Origin of the sequence: Allomuricauda sp. ANG21, assembly GCF_040705235.1 — a bacterium.
Classification (GTDB): domain Bacteria; phylum Bacteroidota; class Bacteroidia; order Flavobacteriales; family Flavobacteriaceae; genus Flagellimonas; species Flagellimonas marina.
In genome coordinates this window covers 384810-404325 of the sequence record NZ_JBFCVT010000002.1, presented here as the reverse complement: position 1 = coordinate 404325, position 19516 = coordinate 384810, and the positions used below count along the sequence as shown (strand labels likewise).

At 43.3% G+C, this 19516-nt stretch carries 6 protein-coding genes and 1 tRNA gene; 4 read left to right on the top strand and 3 right to left on the bottom strand.

Translation table 11 applies throughout. The features are described from left to right. The first annotated feature begins 1 nt into the window (after position 1). The 4 genes from AB1A65_RS04110 (at position 2) to AB1A65_RS04095 (ending at position 15740) form a co-directional block, all read left to right on the top strand. Positions 2-14245 (top strand): T9SS type B sorting domain-containing protein, encoded by a 14244-nt coding sequence (locus AB1A65_RS04110; RefSeq protein ID WP_366585910.1) that lies wholly within the window; start codon positions 2-4, stop codon positions 14243-14245. 21 nt (positions 14246-14266) lie between these two features. Continuing rightward, positions 14267-15217, top strand: coding sequence for a type IX secretion system membrane protein PorP/SprF (locus AB1A65_RS04105; protein WP_366585908.1), 951 nt, complete (start codon positions 14267-14269; stop codon positions 15215-15217). Between the two features lie 44 nt (positions 15218-15261). Continuing rightward, positions 15262-15624: a dihydroneopterin aldolase gene (folB, locus tag AB1A65_RS04100; RefSeq protein ID WP_366585906.1), complete on the top strand. Its 363-nt coding sequence runs from the start codon at positions 15262-15264 to the stop codon at positions 15622-15624. 45 nt (positions 15625-15669) lie between these two features. After that, positions 15670-15740: transfer RNA gene (locus tag AB1A65_RS04095), tRNA-Cys, on the top strand. Between the two features lie 29 nt (positions 15741-15769). Here AB1A65_RS04095 and AB1A65_RS04090 read toward each other — a convergent pair. From AB1A65_RS04090 to rnr, 3 genes are read right to left on the bottom strand one after another with little or no spacing between them, the layout of a single operon-like run. Next, positions 15770-16438 carry a LysE family transporter gene (locus AB1A65_RS04090; RefSeq protein ID WP_366585904.1) on the bottom strand — a complete coding sequence of 223 codons (669 nt, stop codon included), beginning with the start codon at positions 16436-16438 and terminating at the stop codon, positions 15770-15772. 5 nt (positions 16439-16443) lie between these two features. Next, the gene (locus AB1A65_RS04085) at positions 16444-17121 is read right to left on the bottom strand and encodes a head GIN domain-containing protein (RefSeq protein ID WP_366585902.1); all 678 of its coding nucleotides are present in this window, start codon (positions 17119-17121) and stop codon (positions 16444-16446) included. A 52-nt stretch (positions 17122-17173) separates the two neighbouring features. Then, entirely contained in the window at positions 17174-19357 is a 2184-nt protein-coding gene (gene rnr / locus AB1A65_RS04080) for a ribonuclease R (RefSeq protein WP_366585900.1), read from the bottom strand. Positions 19358-19516 lie beyond the last annotated feature (159 nt).

The window sequence follows — 19516 nt, the reverse complement described above, 5'->3', positions numbered from 1 at the left end:
CATGGCCAAACATTTACTTAAAATATTGCTGTTCTTTGGGATGGCACTCACCTCTTGGGTGGGTAGCTCTCAGGTTAAGAACACTTTTGATGTCCGCTATGAAAATGAACTTAGGGGAGATCTTACGTTCATCGCCAATAATATAGTAAACCGGGATTCTTCAGGAAGTGATCCCGAAGACCCCTATAACACAACGGGTTCAAGTTCGTCTTATAACGATAACTTGAACATGCAATACATAGATATTGATAGTGACCCCACCACTTTCAGTTCCAGTAGTGCTACTTTGTCCATACCGGATACTGACTGTTCCTTGATTCGTTATGCCGGACTATATTGGTCTGCTGTGTATAGTGATTCTAACAGAAGTACTGATTTTAACCAAGTCAAGTTTCAAGTACCCGGAGCCTCCTATGTAGATCTTACTGCAGACGAAATTCTATTTGATGGTGACGGTGATTCAGATTTTGGAAACTATGCACCGTACGCCTGTTACAAAGATGTAACCTCCATACTAACCGGATTGGCAAGTCCGGATGGAGAATATTTTGTGGCCAATGTTAGGGCCAGCTCAGGCAGTAGCGTACAAGGTGGTGTTTCTGGGGGGTGGACTCTGGTTGTGGTCTATGAAAACCCAACACTTCCGGGAAAATTCATCACTACATTTGATGGATACGCCGGTGTAAAGTCGGGAGAAACTGTAGATATTCCGTTTAGTGGCTTTACTACTTTGCCAGCGCCTTTCCCAGTACGTGCCAAATTGGGTGTGGCCACCTTGGAAGGGGACAATAGAATTTCTGGGGACAGATTGGCCATTCGTGCTGATAGCAACGCTTCTTTTACAACCCTTGGAAACACGGTTAACCCTACCAACAACTTTTTCAACAGTAACATTACCATTGAGGACAATATTATTACCACACGGAACCCCAACAGTGTAAATACCTTGGGATGGGACGTAGATTTATTCACCATTCCAAACCCAAGCCAAAGTGTTATCCCAAACAGCGAGACCGGAGCCACATTAAGGGCGTCCTCCACACAGGATAAATATGACATTTTCTTTACTTCTTTGGATGTAGAGATTATAGAGCCCAACATGGCTCTTACCAAAACCGTTGAAGATATTGGTGGAAACGACATTACAGGACAGGGTGTAAACCTAGGCCAATTTTTGGACTATGTGCTTTCCTTTGAAAACATTGGAAACGATGACGCTGTTGATTATACCATTAGAGACGTACTGCCCATAAATGTCACTCTCGATGAAGGAAGTATCTCCATGCCCGCAGGAGTAACCTATTCCTACGATCCAGCCACACGGACCATTTTGTTCAATATACCAGACAGCTTAGTAGAGGAAGGTGACCCAGTGGCCACCATCCGTATGCGGGTACAAGTAGCAGAAAACTGTTTTGATTTTATTGACGCCTGTACCGATATTATCCAAAATTTAGCCTATTCCACCTATAGTGGAGCTATCAATAATGCCCAAATAACAGACGACCCCAGTGTTTCTGAATTTGATGGTTGTGGTTTTGCAACACCGGGAGCGACCAACTTCTTGTTAGACGACCTTAGTGCTTGTAATTTTAGCAGAACCGTTCAACTCTGTGGTACCGATGTGCTCTTGGATGCCGGTGATAATTTTGACAGCTATACCTGGTATAGGGATGAAAACGGCAATAACCAAATAGATTTGGGAACGGATACCGTTATTACCGATGCTGATGCCGATAATGATCCTAGTACCATATTGGTTACCGAAGTGGGAACTTATTTGGTGGACAAGCAAGTGGCCGACCCTTGTAAGGATTTTATGGAAATCATTACCGTAGAACTGTTTGGAAGCGTGCAATCCAACCCTATTACGGCTTTGATCAATGATACTTCAAACACTATTGATGGAGAAATTGTGGTTTGCCCCAATGATGGTAGCGAGCTGCCCGAAATCTTTTTGTGCGGCCTCAACGATACAGAATTGATCCAAGTGAACATTCCTGATGCCCAAAGCATTGTTTGGGAGCAACTAGATGAGGCCAGTTGTGCCGCAGCAACACAAGACTGTGCCAATACCAATAGCGGTTGTACCTGGAATACAGTGGATACCGGGAACGACTTTTTAGCATCAGATTCTGGTCAATATCGATTAGTTATCAACTATCAAAATGGATGTTTCAGTAGATTTTATTTCAACATCTACAAAAACCCATTGAATCCTCAATATACTTCGGAAGATATTATTTGTGACACGGACGGAAACATCACCGTGACCAATATGCCTGCCAATTACGAGTACAGACTTATAGATCAATCTACGGGTAATGTTATAGAGGCGTATAACCCCAACCCCAGTTTTACCATTGATACTAACGGAGCCTATACCGTTGAAATGAGACAAATTGGTGTTACTGATGGTTGTGTCTTTGTCTTGGACAACATTGGTATCTTGGATAGGAACTTTCAGGTGGATGTAGACACCAAGGATACCGATTGCAACGGTCTTGGCGAAATTTCCATTTCCGTACTCAATGTAGAGGCACAATACTATTATGAAATTTCCCAAGGCGGAACCGTGGTGGATACCTATGGTCCTTCATCTGACAACAACTATACCTTTGAAAACTTGAGCGATGGCGTATACGACGTTTCTGTAACAACTGATGATGGTTGTGATTATACAGAACAGGTAACCATCAACGACATAACGGATTTAGCGGCCACGGCCATCACTACAAAAAACATTGACTGTACCGACGGAACCATAATGGTGACCGCAACAGGTGGGTTCCCAAACCCAAACTATTTCTATGCCATCTGGAGCTATAACGGCACTGATCTTTATACCGATATTAGCGATATCCCAGGAGGTGCTTTCCAAACCAATGGAGGGTTCACTTTTACCAATGGGGAAGAAGGAGATTATGAGTTTGTTGTTTTGGATGGCAATAACTGTCCCGCATTCACCAATAGTGTTTCCATTGTTGTGGCCCCTGCCATTGACTACACTACCTCCTTATCAGATGAAACATGTTTCGGACTTGGCAATGGCTCCTTTGCTGTAAATGTTACCAATTCATATGGTTACAGCCTTTCCTATACACTGACCTATCCGGATACTTCTACGGCAACAAACGCGTCGGGTACTTTTACCGGGCTGCCCCAAGGAAACTATTCATTGACCATAACCCAAACCCAAGGTGCTGTTTCTTGCGATACTTTTGAAACTTTTACCATCAGTGGGCCAACGGCATTGACCGTTGACCCAGACCCTGTTGTGGTGCAAGAGTATACGTGTTTGCAAGATGCCATTATTGAAGCACAAAATGCTGCTGGAGGTGTTGCTCCGTATGAATACAGTATTGATGGGGTTAACTTTGTACCCAGCCCTACTTTCTCAAATTTAACTGACGGTACGTATGCCATAACGGTTAGGGATGCCAACGGGTGTACTGTTGTGACCAATACTATTACCATAGACCCTTTGAACCCACCAACGGATTTAACCTTTACGGCCACAAATCCAAGCTGTCCATCATTTACATCGGATGTTACTGTATCTGTTGTGGACGGAGACACTCCTTTTGTTTTTGAAATCATTGCGCCATCTGCTATTGCTGCCACCTCAACTTCTGGTGGTTCAGCAGATTTTGATGGATTGGCCCCCGACACATACATTTTTAGGGTAACCGACGATAAAGGGTGTACCTATGATGAATCTTTCACCATAGATCCTGTTACGGAAATTGCCGTAGTGGGGCAACTGGTAAGCAACATTACCTGCCTTGGTGATTCCGACGGTGAATTGCTATACACTGTAAGCAACTTCAACACCGATTATGATTACTCCGTAACGGGTCCTGCCACTTTTTCAGGAACTGCTGAGACCAATAATACAATCTCATTGAACGGATTGGCTGCAGGAACCTACACCATAACAGTTACCGACAACTTTACCAACTGTACCGATTCAGCGAATGTAACCATCAACGCACCTCCTTCGGCTTTAACAGCCAGTGAATCGGTTACACAGCCAACCTGTCCTTCACCAGGGTCGGTGACCATTACTGCTTCCGGTGGATGGGGTAGTAACACATATGAAATTACTGCTGGGCCAGCAACTTTTGGCCCGCAAGCCAATGGTCTATTCAACAACTTGACCATAGCTGGAACCTATACCTATACTGTTACTGATGCCAATGGTTGTGTTTTTACAGACACATTTGACATCATAGATGCCGTACCTCCTGTTTTGGCCATTGTACCCAATGACACTTGCTATGATGATGCCGTAGGCCTTACCTTGACTGCCAACGTTACCTCTGGTGGTGATGGTAATTATGAATACAGCCTTAATAGTGGTCCTTTTGGTATAAATAACGTATTCACTGGGTTGGGACCTGGCTCGTACACCATCCAAGTTAGGGATGGAAATACCTGTACGGACACAGCTTCAATCACTATTGACCCAGAGTTGAGTGTTGTTGCTTCCGCTCCAAACATTACCGCATGTACCACTGACACCGATATAAACATTACCGCTGCCGGTGGTGATGGAAGTTATGTCTATGCCGTAGTTGCTGATGGCGTTACCCCAAATGCTGGGGATTTCTCTATCACCAACCCGGTTACGGTAACCGGTGCTGGAGATTATGACGTATATGTCCGTGATAACAATGGTAATGCCGGATATTGTGAAGCCTCTTACGACATTACAATAGCCCAAGACCCTCCTTTAGCCATTTCTGTGTCCGATTCAGGAATCTTGTGTAGTGGTGAGGCTCAGGCCACCATTACCATCACCGCTTCAGGGGGTGAAGCACCTTATCAATACAGTATCAACAATGGGGCGACTTTCCAAGCTTCAAACACCTTTGTAAACCAAGCAGCGGGCAGTTACAACATCAGGGTTAGGGATGCCAATAACTGTATCGTTAATCAAATTTATACCATTACCGAACCCTTGACCCTTTCCGCATCTGCCGCTGTTACGCAATTGGCAGAGTGTAATCCAGGGTTGGGTGCCGAAGTTAGAATCACCAATGCCATTGGTGGAACTGCTCCTTACGAGTACAGTTTTAATGGTGGAACCAGCTATGGTGCAAGCTCTATCGGCTATTTGTTACCGGGAACCCATACCGTGTATATTAGGGATGCCAATCTGTGTACCTACCCTATGACGGTAACCATAGATCCAGAGCCAACGCCACCAAATGTAACCCCTTCCATTGACTACGAATGTGATGGCGAAGGTACTGTGACACTTACTCCAGATAGTGCAGATTTTGATTATACCTACGAGCTGGATGGAACTCCAAACACCCCTGCAGATTCAAACGTATTCAACAACGTTACAGTTGGAAGCCACACCGTAACCGTAAACTATACCAGTAATTCAGCACCAAGCCCAAGTGTGCTGTTATTGGAAACTTTTGGAACAGGGCCAAACACCAGTATTCCGGAAGTTGACCCTGCCTATTGCTACGAACCCCAAGATGGTAGTGCAAGTCTTTGTGGTTTTGGCACGGACACCCATATTCAAGATGGGGAATATTCGGTAACTCAACTTATTGTTAACCCCTACGGAACCTGGTTAAGTCCAAATGACCACTCGGGGATGGCCAACGGTAGATTCTTGGCCATGAATGTTGGTGGTGCTGTAGGACCAAACGGAATCATCTATGCCAAAAGAGATATAGAGGTAATTCCAAACCGTGATATTACCATTTCATTGTGGGCTTTCAACTTATTGCGCAACGGAACTGGAGGTGCTGACCCAGACATCGATATTCAATTGGTAGATGGTGTTGGAACTGTAATTGCCAGTACAACTACGGGCCAAGTCCCTAAAAACAACGGTGCCAACGATTGGCAGAACTACAGTGTAACCCTAAATCCCGGTGCCAACAGCAATTTGGATATTGTAATCCGAACCAATTCTGCGGTTACTGGAGGTAACGATATAGCCATCGATGATATTGAAGCTTTCCAAACTCCCGAAGTGTGTTCTGGAACATTGACTGTTAACGTAAACGTGGAGGACGGGCATGCTTTTGATGCTGGAATAACAGCCTTTTCAAACCTTACTTGTAACAGTGCCGCAGATGGTTCCATTACTTTTGAGGCCGAAAACTTTGAGCCAGGAACTGGATTTACTTACCAAGTAGATGGTGGTGCGGTTTCTGCTGCCCAATTTGCCAGTCCAATAACCATAAACGGTTTGGCTGCGGGAGCTCATACCATCGTCATTACAGACCTTAGAGATCCTGCTTGCAGCACAACCTTAAATCAAACTTTAACGGAACCCAATCCATTGGTAACTTCTGCTTCGGTTACCAGTGTAATGACGTGTACCAATGGTGGAGCAACTATTACTGCTTCTGCAACAGGAGGAACACCATCCTATCAATACCAATTGGAGGACAACGTTGGAGGTGTTTTAGTGGCCTATCAGTCTTCCCCTATTTTCTCTGGATTGGCTGCGGGAGATTATATTGTTAGGGTCAGGGATACCAACCTTTGTGAAGACCCAACCGATGCTTCAATAACCGTAGTGCCTCCTGCGGATATCACTTTTACAACTACTGAAACTGCCTGCTACAGCGGAAATAACGACGGAACCATACAAGTGGATGTTACGGATGGTAATGGAAATTATCAATTTAGCCTGAATGGTGGCCCTTGGATCACTCCAAGTCCTGCAGCGTCCACAACACATACCTTTGCTGGGCTAGCGGCTGGAAACTATACCATTAACGTTAGGGATGGTTTTGGATGTGTGGGCACCCTTCAAAATATAACCATTGAAGACGCTTTGGAAGCTTCTGTGGATGTTGTTGACATCAGTACTTGTGCGGATGGAAGTATCACTGTTAATGCATCAGGAGGTGTTCCCAACTTGGAATATGCCTTTGTTTTGAATGGCGGTGACCCAACCGGACTTTTCTCCACCACCAATGTGTTCCCTGTTACCGCGGGTAATGAAGGTGTTTATGATGTGTATGTTCGCGACAACTCGGCCACAGTTCCTTTCTGTGAGTTTATGGAAACTGTGACTGTGAACCCAGCCACTCCATTGACCATGACAGTTACCCCAACGGATCCTGAGTGTCATGATGGAACAGGTTCCATTTTGGTTAACATTACTTCAGGAATTAGTCCATATATCATACAAATTGTTGATGTGGATAACGGAGGTGCGTCTAACCAGACCAATACCAATGTGCTAGCTTCAAGTAGAACGTATTACAACTTAATGCCAGGGGATTACACCATTAATGTAACCGATGCAACGGGTTGTACCATTACCGATACACAAACCATCAATAACCCAGATGAGCTTACGGGCGTTGTAACAGGGATTACACCGGCAACATGTACTGGCTTGACGAGTGATTTTGGTTTTGGCTTCTCTGGATATCCAACCACTTTGGGAACCATTCAATTTAGTGATGATGGTGGTGCTACATGGATTGGCGACAACGCTGTACCCGGTACATCAGACCAATTTACTGGATATGTTTCTGGTCAAACAGTTTATCCTTCCATGAGAACTGTAGATGGGTCAAACAACACCATCTGTCAAACAGATTTACCTCCATTCATCATACCATACCCATTGGATGATTTGGATATTTCCATCTCTGCTATTGTCGTAAACTGTAATGAGCTTCAGGTGACTGTACAAGGTTCCGAAGGAACTCCTGACTATAATTATACGTATTCGGACGACCCGGCCAACTTTGACCCAATTACACCAACCAACCCTTGGACCATACCTGCCCAGGACGAATTTACACCTTATGTATTCACAGGGCTTGTACCTGGTAGAACCTATGTTTTCTATGTGAGGGATGCTGCGGGATGTGTACGACAAAGTAATGTAAACGTCAATGACCTCATCACAGTTCCTTTGGAAATCACTTCAAGTATAACTCCAAGCTGTGATGGTGCAAACAACGGAAGTATCACCTATACGGTAACCGATAATCAAGCGCCAACAGGTCCGGATTTCAGGTGGGCGTTATATGATATGTCTTCGGGTTCACCCGTGTCAGTTGCCAATAGCGGTGGAAACGTTCCTTTCAGTTCTCCTCAAGACATAACCATCAACAATCTTCCCGCTGGAAACTATTACATTGAAGTAGTTGAAGTAGACGGAGGTGGGGTTGATAGCTGTGTTGGGGCAACAGAAAATGAGCTGCTCATAGAGCTTGACCCATTAACTGGAACACCGAATGTGCTACAAGACATCAGTTGTGATACACCTGGACTTATTGAGGTGCAAAACCCTCTTGGTGGCGGTGGAATCTATACCTACACCGTAACTGGACCTGCTCCTTTCACAACCATTGTGGCCACATCGGATAACCCTATTGAGATTCCCGCCAATTCTCCAGCAGGAACCTATTCTGTTTCCATGCAGGATCAATATGGTTGTGCTACTCCATTGGGCGATGTAATTTTGGATTTGACTCCAAACCCAACCATAGATAATATTACAGTGGATAACTGTACGTCACCTGCTACAGTGACCATTTCTGCAACCAGTGTGGCCCCACAAATCTTCTATTCTTTGGATGGTGGTACCACCTACGAAGACAATAGCGGTATTTTCAACAATATTGCTCCCGGAACGTATAATGTTTCCATTTTGGACAGCAACGGATGTATTGCCACCAGTAATGTTACGGTGTACCCACTGCTTCAAGCCAGTGCATCATTGACCAAGTTGTTAGATTGTTCCGTTAGTCCAGATGCCGAAATTACCATTGATGTACTTCAAGGTTCTGGTGACATTCTAGGATTTGCTGGAAGCTATGATTATGAAATTTCAGATGGTTCAGGTGTAGTGGTGGGTAGAACCGCCTTACCAAGTGATCCTTTTGTGTTCAGCACAACAACAGTTGAGGATTACACCATAACCATTTATGATAATAACACCGATTCTCCAGAATGTTCAAGGGTATTTAATGTGTCAGTTCCCCCTGCCATTTTACCTTCCTTCAACATTACTTCTTTTGATGAAGTTACCTGTAATGGAGATGCAGACGGTACCATTTCGGTGGCTGCCGTAGATAATGGAACTGGCCCATATACGTTTGAGATCATTTCTGGTCCGGGTAGTTCTGCTTTGTTCCCAATTGCCCCAACCACGAGCAACGCCACTACGGCTACATTCACTGGGTTGGAAGGAACCGCTGCTGGAATTACCTATACCATTGAGATAACCGCTGCAAACGGTTGTACTGCAACTGAAACACAAGTAATTACCCAACCCGACCCAATCGCCAACGTAAATACCAGTGTGGTTGAGTTTGGTTGTGCCTCTGGAAACAATAGGAACAATGCCACTATTACGGTGGACACGGGCTCTATTACCGGCGGAAGTGGTACATACGTAATCTATGAATTTATCGAGGAGGACGACCCCAATACGGTAGCTGTTGAAGCTCCGGTGGTTGTGCAAACCGGTAACAACCCTGTTTATATTGAAACAGATATGGCAGGCGGTGTTTACACCATAAATGTGTATGATGAAAATGGCTGTGTCGGCACAACCACAGAAACCATTGCTCCTTTCGATCAATTGTTATCAGCCAGTGTTGCTGTTGATGCTGTAGCTACCTGCGTTACCGGTGAAGATATTACCATTACCGCAACCGGTTCTATCACCACTTCAATTACAGACCCTGCAAACTACGAGTTTAGACTGTTACCTGCCGGTTCCTTCCAAGTTTCTGGCAGCTTCACAGGATTGAGCGTGGGTACACATAACTTTGAAGTAAGAAACACCGTAACAGGGTGTATCATTGGCGTATCACATACCGTTGCCGATCCTGAGGTATTGGATTTGAATGTGGTAAGCACTACTGACATTACCTGCTTTGGTGCAACCGATGGTGAAGTTGAACTGAACTTGGTTGACGCTTCAAGTGTAACCTATGCCAGTGCGACCAGCTACACCTTATATTACGACATCAACAACACCCCAGCCAACTTAGCCGATGATGTAACCACTACTGGCTCTGATGCCGATGGTAGCTTTACCATTACAGGCTTGGCAGCTGGAACATACTATATTGAGGTTACAGACAACAACCCTCCGGGATCTGCTTGTGTATATGCAGAATCATTCACCATTGCTGGACCTGCTGCTGCAATCAGCGGAACTACTCAAGTTACTCCAATAACCTGTGTTGGCAACGATGGTATCATTGAAATTATCAATGTTGCCGGAGGCTGGGGAGGTTACAGTTATTATGTGGGCACTTCGGCTCCTTCTGGGCCTGGTGACTACTTGGCCAGCCCATCTTTTGGTACGCTAGCTCCTGGTACATACGAGGCTTGGGTGATGGATTCCAGTGGATGCGAGCAAATGGTACAAAACAACATTGTATTGGCTGACCCAACCCCAATCACAGCAACCTTACAAATCAATCAGGATAACTGTACCAACCTTCAAGGAGAGATTGAAGTCATTGGAACTGCAGGAGGACAAGGCAGTAACTATACCTATCAGCTTATCCGTAATGGGTCTAATGTTGGTTCACCTCAGACCAGCCCTATTTTCACTGGATTGGGTGCTGGAAGTTACGAGGTGTTGATTGCTGATCAATGGACTTGTACCACTACCATTGGGCCAGTTGAACTCTTGGATGCCATGGTAGCGACCACTACCGTAGTAAAACCTATTGATTGTACCGTAGATCCGGGAGGAAGAATCACCGTAAATGTGAGTGGTGGTTCATCCAACTTAACCTATGACGTTCTTTTCCCAGACGCTGTTACAACACTTACCAATGCAACTGGCGTGTTCACTGGACTTACACAGCCTGGTATATACACCTTTACCATAACGGATAACGATACGGCTACGCCATGTACGGTAACCGTTACACAAGAGTTGGACGATAGGGTTATCCCCATAATTGACGATGTCATAATGGACCCGGTGAACTGCTCTGGTGGTTCTGATGGTAGTTTGACCGTGGTATTGGATCCTGCCACTGTGGTAGATCCCGTCTATACCTATGAGCTTTATGAAATGTCGGATTTGGTTACGCCATATCGTTTTGCACAAAGCAGTGCCATCTTTGATAACCTTCCTGCTGGAGATTACCGAGTTCGTGTAATTTCTTCAAGAGCCTGCGAGGATTTCTATGATGCCTCCGTTACAGAACCTGCGGTGTTGACAGCTACAGCTACAGCTACGGACTTTGTTTGTAATCCAAACAACTCCGTGAGCACCTCAACAATTACGGTTACACCGGTGGGCGGTACAACGAATTACGCATACAGTTTGAACAATACCAACTTCCAGACTTCCAACACATTTACTGTGATTGATACTGGGGTTGACCAGAATATTACGGTCTATGTTAGGGATGCCAATGGTTGTACCACAACGGCTTCTGTAATGATTCCTACAATCAATGCGTTTACTGTAAATGTAACCCAGAATGTGGCCATTAGTTGTGCCAATCCTGAAGAAGTGTTGTTGACGGTTTCAGATAATGGCGATGTGGCCAACACCTATACCTTTGAATTGTTGCCTATTGGAAATCCTTACGGATCAGCTCCAACAATATTAGGCAATACTACAGCTACTTTTGAATTGACAAACCCGGGTACATATACCTTCAGGGTAACGGATAATGCAACAGGTTGTTACGTAAACACAGCTCCGTATACCATAGCTCCATATGACCTAATCGATGTGGTGGCCACGGCTACCGCTCCGGCAGTGTGTTTTGGCGGTGCTGGCACCCTTGAAATCAATGTAACTGGATACACTGGAACCTATGATTATGAGGTGTTCCGTTCTAACGGTACCACAACCGGTATCACCGGAAGTGCAAATACCACAACCAATCCATTGTCCATCACAGACCCTGCCTTGGTGGGTGGTAATTACTTTGTTCGCGTTACCGAAACGGCTAATCCATTGTGCGTGGAGAACTCCAACACAATCACTATTGTTTCACCAAGTGCACCATTGGCCGTAACTCCTCAGCAAGTAGCTAGTGTTACCTGTACCAATGATCAAGGAGAAATAGTGGTGTCTCCTACAGGTGGATATCCGCCTTACGATGTTGTATTGACCAACACAACCACTGCCCAAGTGTATACCGTTAACAATGTGAACAGTTATGTGTTCGGTGGACTATCCGCTGGTGCATTTGATGTACAAGTTACGGACACCAATGGATGTGTTATCAATGCGCCCATACCGTTGGTTCAACCAGCATTTATCACTGCTGATATAGCAGCTTCAACTACTATGTTGACCTGTTACGGAGATACCACTGCATCTATCTGGGCTGAAAACGAAACTGGTGGGGAAGGGGTTTATCAATATCAATTGAATATCTATGATGCCTCTGGAACAACAATTGTATTTACTTCTGGAGAACAATCTTCTGATACCTTCAACAATTTAGGTGCTGGAATCTACAGCATCACCGTAACCGATGGTTGGAATTGCGATGTGGAAACACTCCCTGTTACCATTTCAGAGCCCAATCGAGTGTCCGCATCTCTGGTTCAATTGAGTACATTGACCTGTTTCAATCAAGCCGAAATCAGATTAACAGCGGCTGGTGGTTCAGGTTCATATGAATACAGTATAGATCAAACCACATGGACAGCAATGACAGGCAATACCGCAACCATTTCGGTGGGTGCTGGAATTTACCAATACTATGTCCGTGACATTCCTGGAGGTTGTACTTCGCAAATCTCTAATCAGGTGAGTATCGATATGGTTCCGCCATTGACCATCAACATAGATGATTCGGCGGCATTTATCAACTGTATGGGTGAGTCTACAGCAAGTATTAGGGCCCAAGCTACTGGAGGTCTGGGCAATTACCAATATGAACTCTTTGGTGATGCCGCCTTGACCAATCTATTGAGTGGTCCAGGAAGCAATGGTACCTTCAACAATCTCCCAGCCGGAAGCTACTTTGTACGTGTCACCAGTCAGGATTGTGAAGAAGTGTCGAACGAGATTCTCATTATTGACCCTGATCCATTGCAAGTTGATAATCAAAGCTCAACTAATGTTACCTGTGCGGGTATGGACGATGGTACCATTACCGTTGAGGTTTCTGGAGGAACTGGTGAGATTTTCTATGCCATTTCACCTAACCTTGACCAGTTTGATACAGAAAATACATTCACGGATTTGGCTCCAGGTATTTACGATGTAATCGCTCAAGATAGAAATGGTTGTTTCATGACCTTCCAGTTTGAGATACTTCAACCTGAACCTTTGGAGGCTGAGGCCATCAACATTATGCACGAAGTATGCTTTAACAGTGCTGATGGTGCATTTGAATTGCAGATTACCGGTGGTACGGCTCCGTACGAGACAGCCTTGAACTCCAATGCGGATGCTGATTTTGTGCCGAATCAAACGGTATTCCAAGATTTGGCCGCTGGAACCCATGTGGTGTTTGTTCGTGATGCCTTAGGTTGTGAGACCAATGTTTTTGTGGAAATAGAACCTGGTGTTAATCTGAGCGCAACAGTTACACCGATGTATGAGTGTACTGGAAATATTCCCGATAATTTCTTGGATATTGTCTTTGAAGACCCAACCGTTTCTGCTGATGTGTTGTATGCGTTGGATTCAACCGATCCTGCGGATATGCAATTGTCTTCAGACTTTAGAAACATGGCTCCTGGTAACCATTACATCACTATAGCACACGCAAACGGTTGTATGGCTACATACGATTTCAATATAGAGGGATATGAGCCATTGACCTTGGTTCTTGAAAACAACAACATCAACCAGATCACCGCTGTTGCATCTGGTGGGGTGGAAGAGTATACCTTCTATTTTGATGATCGTAACAATGGTACGGACAATACTTTCTACATCAATAGAACAGACACATATACCGTAACTGTAATAGATCAGAATGGCTGTGAAGTTTCTGCAGAGATATTCATGGAGTTCATTGACATTGAAATGCCAAACTTCTTTACTCCAGATGGAGATGGCCTAAATGATATGTGGATTCCAGACAACATGGAAGGCTTCCCAGATGTACTAATTACCGTTTATGATCGTTATGGTAGAGTAGTGGAAAAGATGACTCGGGATACCCAAGGTTGGGATGGAGAATACGATGGAAAACCGTTACCAACAGGAGATTACTGGTACGTGATACGTCTTAATGGCGAAAATGACGATCGCGAGTTCATAGGCCACTTTACCTTATATCGACAATAACGCTTAACCTGCTGAACCACAATGTTTAAAAGAGCATATTACTCCGTCTTATTTTTTCTCTTGGCCTTTATGGCCAAAGGGCAGGAGTTGACCATACCCCAGCTTTCACAATATATTGCTGATAACCCCTTTATCATGTCACCAACCTATGCCGGAATTGGGGACCACATAAAGGTTCGTTTAAATGGGTTAACGCAGTGGGTTGGGATAGAAGATGCCCCAGATACCCAGACTTTGGCCGCAGATGCCCGAATTGGGAATCGTTCTGGGTTGGGAATGCTACTGTATAATGATAGTAACGGTGAAACCAAACAAAGGGGGGCGCGGGTTTCCTTTGCCCACCATTTGACCATAGACCGGTATGATGATATCTTTTTATCTTTCGGTATATCCTATAACTTCAACCAGTTTAGAATTGATGTAGAAAACTTTAGGGAAAATAACGGACAGCTTCCTACTGATGACAAGGCTACTACCAACCATAATTTTGATCTGGGAGTTCTGTATCGCTATAACAAATTCTATTTCAGTTTGAACGCATCCAACATTTTGAACAAGAATTTGGAGCAGTTCAATCCCGTTTTTGAGCCAAATACCCTAAGAAATTATTATGTCTATACCGGATATAGCATTTCCAAGAACAAAAACAGCAAATTGGAGTTGGAGCCTTCTGTTTTCTTTCAATGGTTTGAAAGTGATGGGCGCTCCGTTACCGATTTGAACGCTAAATTCCGTTTTCACGATTTTGAAGATTACTATTACATCGGGGCCACCTATCGTTTCTTGAACGACCAATTGGGTAAACCGTTATACATTGCCCCCATCGCTGGATTGAAGAAAAACAACTTCTATTTTGGGTACTCCTACCAAGTCATCACCAATGAAATTTTGGGATACAGTACAGGAACCCATGTGGTTACTGTTGGTATGGATTTGTTCCAAGGCATAAGCAACTGTAGATGTATGTATTGATTTTGTTGGTTTTACCCTATTTTTGCGCTGCTTAATACAATGGTGTGGGAAAAATTAGGGTAAACAACATCAGGATACATTCCAATCACGGATGTTTAAAAGAGGAAATGCTCATTGGGAGTGATTATAGGGTAGATTTGGAAATTTCTACTGATCTTTCCCTTCCTGCGGCATCGGATAAACTCAGTGAAACTGTAGATTATGTTCATTTAAACAATATTGTAAAAGAGGAAATGGCCATACGTTCCAACCTTTTGGAACACGTTGCAAAACGAATCATAGACCGTATTTTCAGGGAAATAATTGAGGTTACCAAAGTAGCTGTTCAAGTTTCAAAAATCAATCCACCCATAGGGGGTGATGTGGAAAGTGTTACCGTTTTTTTAGAGTTTAAAAGGCCCAAATAATCGTTTGGGTAACCTAAAAAAAGTAGTACCTTTGCACTCCAAAATGGCATCGTGGCCGAGTGGCTAGGCACAGCTCTGCAAAAGCTTGTACAGCGGTTCGAATCCGCTCGATGCCTCTGCAACCCAACAAATCTGTTGGGTTTTTTTATGGGTTCATGTGTTCTATTCGTTGTATTCCCCTTTTTATGTTGAACTCATCCTTTGGAAGAAATCCTTTGGTAATCAATACAATACCACACATTATAAGTACAATTCCAAGTCCTTTTTTAATAAGAACAATTCGCTCCTTGGTCAAATACTTTTTTAGTTGTTTGGCCAATAGAATCTTTATCAAATCTGTACTGAAATAAACAATCAATACCGTGCTAAAAAAAACCATCATGCGGTTAGGGTGGTTGTCCAAACTCGGTCCTACCACAATGAGAAGGCCTAACCAAAAAGCCAACACCCCTATATTGATGAAGTTCAATAAAAAACCTTTTACCATTAAAGTCAGGTATGTGCCCTTTTTTGCCCGTAATCTTGCCTTTTTACCATCCTTTTTCACGAAGAGCACAATGCCATAGACCAAGAGTATCATTCCCCCAAAAACAAAGAGTCCTGGTTGGTTGCTCAGGTTTTCCAATAATTGAAAACTACTGAAATAGGCAATGAGCAAAAAAACAATATCCGCTAAAATCACTCCAATATTCAGGCTTACCCCTGCCCTGAATCCTTTTGTGGCACTTGTTTCCAATAGCACAAAGAAAACAGGCCCAATCATAAAGCTCAGTAAAAATCCTAACGGTATGGCTGCCTGTATATCATCGATCATCTCACTTATTGCACTCTTTTAATTTTTCCACCAAATACAGCACTCTCATCCATTTTTTTTGGATCTCCGTAGACCAATACTTCACCACCAGCCTTTACATTAGCCTTTACATAATCAGTGGCGTATATTTCAGCGTTTCCACCGGCATTCACGCTAATGGTGGTAAATTTGGTCTTAAATGTTCGTCCGTTATAGGTACCACCCGTATTGATGATAACATCTTGATTATTGGAAAATCCTGCCGCCAAAATCTCTCCCCCTGAAACCGATTTGATCAACAACTGATCTACTTGGCAATTGATTTCCAATAGGGCACCTTCTTGCGCTTTCAATTCCAAAATATCCTGAACATAGGTTTCATCTGACGAAATACGGGCATCTTCATTCACATCAATAACCTTAAGGATTTCCGTGTGATATAAATCCACATACGTTCGGTATCCACTGAACATTTTGGTCACTTCCATTCTAATTTTTAAGACACCATCATTATTTACAACCGCTACTTTATGGGTGTTAGCTCCGCTGATGACCGCTTTGTTTTCCTTGGATTTAATCAAACGTACCGAAATACCATCAAAAGCCTTTACTTCTGTAAACTTTTGAAGCTCCACGGTAAACTCCTCTTGAGCCATCAATACCTGAAACGACAGACTCAACAAAAGGATTATGTAGGTTTTCATACTATAAAAATTTGGTTCTCAATAGAATAACAAATTTTATTCCAAAATAGTATCATTCTTTCTTACCGATCAACGAAAAGTCCAAATGACGTTTTACCAAATCGGTATCCTTGACCATTACGTAAACTTCATCGCCCAACTGGTATACCTTCTTTCTTCGCTCCCCAATTATGGCATACTGGCGTTCATCAAAAACATAGTAATCGTCCTTTATATCACGAATCCTAACCATTCCCTCACATTTATTCTGAATTATTTCCACATAAATGCCCCATTCGGTAACTCCTGAAATTACACCCAAAAACTCTTGATCCTTATGGTCTTCCATAAACTTGATCTGCATGTATTTAACGGAATCCCTTTCTGCATTGGCCGCCAATAGTTCCATATCTGAAGAATGTTTGCATTTTTCTTCATAAAGGGCCTCTTTGGGTGGTTTTCCACCATCCAAATAATGCTGCAGTAAACGATGTACCATTACATCCGGATATCTTCTAATTGGAGAGGTAAAATGCGTATAATATTCAAATCCCAACCCGTAGTGCCCAATATTTTCCGTGGTATAAATGGCCTTGCTCATACTGCGTATGGCCAAGGTATCCACGAGGTTCTGTTCCTTCTTTCCTTTTACATCTTCTAAAAGTTGGTTCAGCGAACTGTTGATGCTCTTTCTATCCCTAAGATTTATACTATGCCCAAAACGTGAAATAACACCGTTCAAAGCCAATAGTTTCTCTTCATCAGGTTCATCATGTACCCTGTAAACAAAGGTTTTCTTTTGTTTGCCGATAAATTCGGCGACTTTACGATTGGCCAATAGCATGAACTCCTCTATAAGTTTATTGGCATCTTTTGATTCTTTGAAGTAAACACCTTCAGGTTCATTATTCTCATCCAAATTAAAGCGCACTTCAATCTTATCAAAAGAAATGGCCCCTGCATCCATCCGTGCCCTTCGCATTATTTTTGCCAATTCATCAAACTTGAGGATGGCATCCTTTATTTCATTAGAAACCGTATAGGCATCACCTCGAATGGAAATGTCTTTTGGAATGTTGGCCTGTTTCGTTTCAATAATATGCTGTGCTTCTTCATATGCAAAGCGTTCGTTGGAATTGATCGCAGTTCTACCAAACCACTGGTTGATTAATTTGGCCTTCCCATCCATTTCAAAAATGGCAGAAAACGTATATTTTTCCTCATTGGGTCGTAGCGAGCAGGCATTGTTGGACAACACTTCTGGAAGCATGGGAACCACACGATCCACCAAATAAACAGATGTGGCCCTGTTGAATGCCTCATCTTCCAAAATGGTATCGGGAACTACATAATGCGATACGTCAGCTATGTGAATTCCTATCTCATAATTGCCATTTTCCAATTGCTGAAAGGAAAGGGCATCATCAAAATCCTTGGCATCTTTTGGATCTATGGTGAAGGTGAGCACATCTCGCATATCCCTTCGTTTTGCAATCTCCGATTCTTTAATGGAGGTATCCAAGGTTTTTGCAAATTGTTCTACCTCGTACGGAAACTCGTAGGGCAATCCATACTCCGCCAAAATGGAATGTATCTCCGTATTGTGTTCACCAGGTTTGCCCAGTACCTCTAGTACTTCACCATAAGGTGAATCAGCATCATCGGGCCAATCGCCAAGTTGTACCAAGACTTTATCCCCGTCATTTGCCTTTTTAAGCTTTTCCAATGGAATAAAAATATCGGTGTACATTTTTGGGTCGGTAGGCCGAACAAAAGCAAAGGTTTTTTGTTTGTCAACTATCCCCACGTAAGAGGATTTTCTTCGTTCCAAAACCTTTGAAACTTCACCTTCAGGTCGTTTTCCATTTCGTTTGGGTTTCAAGAAAATCTCAACCATATCCCCATGAAATGCTTTATTGATCCTATTGAAGGGGACAAAGATATCGTCATCTACATCCTCAACAATAACATAAGCGTTACCGCTTGTGGTCATATCTACCTTACCTGTAAAGTAGGTATGGAGGCTTGGTTTTTTCTGGTATTTGCCCCGTTCCACCTCTACAATTCTGTCCGTAGCTTTAAGTTGCCCTAAACGTTTGATGAGCGAATTTCTATCCTGGGTATCCGTTATTCCTAACTTTGAGGCTATCTGTTTGTAGTTAAAGCTTTGGTTGGGCTCTTTTTCCAGAACTGTGAAAATGCCTTTGGTTATTTCATTCTTCCGCTGACTCCTGTTCCTCTTCTTTTTCTTTGACATTAACGTCCTTATTTTTTTGAAAAATACAAATTATAATTCTTGACTAACCAACAAAGGTAAAGTAATCCGTATCACGAGGTGTTTTATCAACAAATAGTATAATAACATCTTTTCTTTCTTTTAAAAATTTAAAAAAATGATGATGATGATACACTGTTG